This is a genomic window from Psychrobacter sp. AOP3-A1-26 (genome assembly GCF_052378235.1).
Lineage (GTDB): Bacteria > Pseudomonadota > Gammaproteobacteria > Pseudomonadales > Moraxellaceae > Psychrobacter.
Genome location: NZ_JBQSXN010000127.1, coordinates 1 through 4,950, shown reverse-complemented (window position 1 = coordinate 4,950; position 4,950 = coordinate 1). Strand labels below are relative to the sequence as shown.

2 protein-coding genes are annotated in these 4,950 nt (G+C 44.8%); both read left to right on the top strand.

Translation table 11 applies throughout. The features are described 5' to 3' along the window. On the top strand, positions 1 to 845 hold an 845-nt coding region (locus ACT3TU_RS13470), incomplete at its 5' end, for a WG repeat-containing protein (protein ID WP_444784484.1). Positions 846 to 985: 140 nt separating this feature from the next. Then, entirely contained in the window at positions 986 to 4,942 is a 3,957-nt protein-coding gene (locus tag ACT3TU_RS13465) for an AAA family ATPase (protein WP_444784483.1), read from the top strand. Positions 4,943 to 4,950: the final 8 nt, after the last annotated feature.

The window sequence follows — 4,950 nt, the reverse complement described above, 5'->3', positions numbered from 1 at the left end:
TGGGGAAGCATAGTCTTATTGATAACAAAGAAAATATTTTTTTATGCCTACCTTACGACGATATCATGCTTCCACAAGAAGGTTTGGCCCTAGTATTCAACATTGATTCTGATAAATTGTATAATTCCGACGACGATGATTGTGAAAGTTTTGGCTTTATTGATGAAAAAGGCAAGCTTGTTATTCCTATGATTTACAGTTGTGGTGATGATTTCTCTGGTGGTTTAGCCGTTGTCAAAAAAAATGGTAAATGGGGCTTTATTGATTCATTAGGGAAAACAATCATAGCCTTTAAGTATGAAGATGCTATGAGCTTTGAAGAGGATTTAGCCGCTGTGCAATTAGAGGGCAAATGGGGCTTTATTGATAAACAAGGACAGATGATAATTGAGCCTAAGTATCAAGAAGCTAATAGCTTCAACTTAGGGTTGGCAGCAGTGAAACAAGATGGTAAGTGGGGTTATATTGATAAAAACGAGAAATTTATCGTATCCAATGATTTTGATTGGATAAATATATTTAAAGAAGGTTTGGCCGCTGTAGAAAGTAATGGTAAGTATGGTTATATTGACGTATTAGGCAATATCGTCATTCCTTTGATTTACGACTATGCTGATGAGTTCAGCGATGGCTTAGCTGGAGTGATGCAAAAAGATACGCGTGGTTTTATAGACAAGTCAGGTAATATAATTGTCCCTTTAAATTATGATTTCGTCGGGGATTTTAGCAACGGAGTCGTTTCTGTGACTTACCAGGATGAAGAAATTTGGTTCGATAAACAAGGTAGTCAGGTCGAAAACCCTAACCAACAAACCATAGATAAAATCCTATTATCTGAGAGTTAATCAATGGTAATTAAATGAAGGTTAGTAGTAATAGTAATAAATGCTATGTATTACTATTACTTAACCCTCTAAAACCCTAAAAACCCACCACAATATCAGGTAGAATAGCCGCCTGTTTTTGCTAAGTTTACTGATTCTTCATGCGTCTAAAATCTCTCAAGCTGGCAGGCTTTAAATCCTTTGCCAATCCTACGACTTTTACCTTTCGACATGGCATTACCGCCATTGTCGGACCGAACGGCTGTGGCAAATCTAACGTTATTGATGCCATTCGCTGGGTGCTGGGCGAAACCTCTGCTAAGCAATTACGCGGCGGGGCGATGAGTGATGTCATCTTCGCTGGTACGCAAGATAAAACGGCCAAAAGTGTCGCTAGTGTCGAGCTAACTTTTGAGCATACCCAAGATGAGCAGACGGGTATTCGCCACGAGTTCAATCTCTATCAAGAGCTATCCGTCCGTCGTCAGGTAAATAAAGAGGGGCGCTCAGATTACTTTATCAATGGTACCCGCTGTCGTCGCCGTGATGTCGTCGATGTATTCTTGGGCACTGGCCTTGGTGCACGCAGTTATGCAGTCATCGAGCAGGGCATGATTGGGCGAATTGTAGATTCCAATCCGATGCAGCTGCGAGAGTTTATCGAAGAAGCAGCGGGAGTGTCGCGCTATCAAGCGCGCCGTGAAGAAACCCAAAAGAAGCTTGAGAAAACTCAAGATAATTTAGCACGTCTGCATGATATGCAAAGCGAATTGGTCAGCCAACAAAGGCGACTGTCCAAGCAAGCAGCCAGCGCTAAACGTTATGAAGCGTTAGCGCTAACACTGGCTGATATCAAGCAACAGCTTTCCATTCAGCAGTTATATCAAGCCAAACATAACCAGCAGCAGCAAAAATTAGCCCATGAGCGTATCGCCGCCGAAGTCGCCACCCTGCAAGCGAGTTACGAGACGCTAAAAACTCAGCAAGATAAGTTGGCTGCCCACATCAATCAAGAGCAATGGCTCAAAGACGATGCCCAAAGTAGCCATTATCAGCAGCAATTAAGCTATCAACAAGCAGAGCATCAACTAAGTGACGCAAAGTCCCAGCTGCACGCCATCGAGCAGCAGCTTGCGAGCTTATATCAGCAGCGCGAGCAAGCAAGCAAAGAGATTGAGCGCTTAAAGGCTGAGCAGATTGAGCAGCAAGAGTCATTAGCAGCTTTGCGTCCACAGCTTAGCGAGTTAGGCGGTAAACGTGAGACGTATAAAGGCAATGAGCAACCATTGCAGCGTGCCTACCATGACGCGCAAAACCAGTTGTCGCGTTTACAAGATAAGGCTCGCTCGCTCGAGCAACAGCAAGCCATTAATCATCAAGCCCAAAAACGTCAGCAGCAAAGCCAGGAGAAATGGCAACGTCGCCAGCAAAATTGGCAGGATTTGTGGCAGCAATTACAACAATCACTATCACCTATTGATACTAATAATGGTACTGATGGGCGCGAAAAAATTGATGCGAACCATTTACAGCAGACCTTAGAGACGCAGGTTGCTGAGCTGAATAAGCAATTGCAGCAGATTGAGCGCCAACAAGACAGCATCGATGAGCGATTAGCAGAGCTACAACCGCAAGCCCATGATTTGCAGCAGCGTTTGAATACGCAGCAGCGCGAATTAAATGAGTCTGAAAAACGCCACGCCGTATTGGCAAGTGAATACGATACTCTGCACCAGATATTGCATCTGAAGCCGACGCCAAAACCTCAACAGCCTATTAATGGGCAAACTGAATTAGAAAGAAATGCTGCCAATAACGCTCACGACTTGGCTGTTGCAACTTTACGTGAACAGATTGAGTTAAGCGCAAAAGGACGTGAGCACGCAGCACTACTCGATAGCGTATTGGCGTTATGGTTAGATAGCCATGTGCTAATCTCAAATCAAACCCATCAACTAAGCGTTAATAACGCGCGTGCTGACTCTGAGAAAACGCACAGCTTATGGCAGGTGCTTGAGCCTGACTTAACCGACTTGTTTATTTATCAGACAGCGCAAAACCAGATTGTACAAAAGAAGCACACTAATACAGAAGGTAAGTCATCAATAACAAATGGTTATAGCTTATTGTTATCTGCTAAACAAAATTACGTGAATGCAGAGCTGTTTATTGGTGATTTACCAGATAACTTGGTTGATAAAGTTCTGCCTTTAACAGAGCTGATTACGCTACCAACGTTAGTGCTTTGGCAGCAGTGCTATTTATATATCGCCCAACCTGAGGCGATCAGTCAACAGTCTCACAATGAGCTTGCCGAAATATTAAAAGTATTGCCATCATCAGCTATTTTGCTCACAACTGATGGTTGGCTTATCAGTCGTCAAGGTACAATCAATTTAAGCAAGTTTGCTGGCGCGCAAAATGGTCAAAATGATAGCAGTAGTCAGTTTTTGACCCAGCGTTTACAGCAGCGTACGCGTCTACAAGCGCTAGAAGAATTGCTTGATGACATTGAATTAAAAATACAACACCAACAAAAAGCCATTACTAAAAATCAGCATGACTATGATGCGCTGACGGTCAATGTAGAAGAAACCCGCGCTCAAGCGCAGCAACTAACCCGCGATAAGCATCAATACCAGCAGCAACTTACTACTCAGCGCGCTAACGTTGAACGCCTGCAAGCAGATAGCCAGCGTCTAAATACTGATAAAGAAGCCCTTGAACAAGAGCAGCAAGAACTGGCACAAGAGCTACAGACACTTAATGATGAACAGCAGCATATTCAAAGTGAGATCACCGCACTGACGCCAAAAATAGCGGATGCTCGTACGACAAGTCAGCAATTGCAAACTGAGCGTAGTGAGCTCGCTCGCACACGACAAGCGGATGATGACGCTTGGCAGGCATTACAACTGCGTATTCAGCAAAGTGACATTCGTCTTGAACACAGTGTCAGCAGTCTTGCGCGGGCAAGTACGCAATATGATAAGTCGCTCGAAAGCGAGCAGAGTTTACAGACAAAGTATGAGCAACAGCAAAATAAGCTGCCAGCACTACAAGCGGCATTACAAAGCGCACAAACCGCGCGCGATGAGCAGCAGACGTTATTGACGACGCGCGAGACCGCATTGAACGTGCTTAAACAAGATTATGCGCAGCAGCAGACGGAATTAGATACGCTGCAACAGTCATTGCAAACCCAGCAAAGCGAGCTTGCTCAGCATAGTACTGAGCTGGCATTAAGCGCCGCAAGGTTGGATGATGCCAGTAGCCATACGCAAGAAGCGCTAGATGCTTACTATAAGGTAAGTCATAAATATAAAGCGCAATCGGACATATCGCAGCAACCGCAACAAACCATGAATGTCTCAAACCTATTGGCTGATTTTATCGCGCATGATCGCCGTGTGCGTCCAGATAAAATCGCTGAGCTTGAGTCGGAGCGTAGCAAACTTGAGCAGCAATTAGGTAAAATTGGCGCGGTCAATCTGGCGGCAGTGGCAGAGTTGGCAGAAGTTAATGAGCGCTTAGAGCCACTAGCGCAGCAGACCACAGACATTGCCGCTAGTATGCAGACGTTGACCGAAGCGATTGCCTCGATTGATGAAACTACCAAGACGCTGTTTACGCAGACGCTCGATGCGGTCAATAATGAGCTTGCCAATTTATTTGCCAAGGTTTTTGGCGGTGGGCAAGCCAGTCTAACGCTCAGTACTGACGATATGCCAGATAATACCCCAAAAACGGAGCAGTGGCGGGCAGGACTGACCTTGATGGCACAACCAAAAGGCAAACGTAATAGTCGCCTCGCTGTACTGTCAGGCGGTGAAAAAACTCTAACCGCGCTGAGTTTGATTTTTGCGATATTTAAGCAGCATCCAGCCCCGTTTTGTGTGCTTGATGAAGTCGATGCACCGCTCGACGATGCCAATGTTGCGCGTTTTACCAGTTTGATTCATGAGTTGGCAGATGATTTGCAATTTATCTTTATCAGTCACAATAAATTGACGATGCAGATTGCTGATGAGCTTAAAGGCATCACCATGCCAAATGCGGGTATTTCTACTTTGGTTAGCGTCTCGCTTGATGAGGCGGCACGCTATATTACTGAATAGGATAAATA

Excerpts from the sequence above, each read along its gene's own strand:
- ACT3TU_RS13465 (WP_444784483.1), top strand. The coding sequence starts at position 986 with ATGCGTCTAAAATCTCTCAAGCTGGCAGGCTTTAAATCCTTTGCCAAT.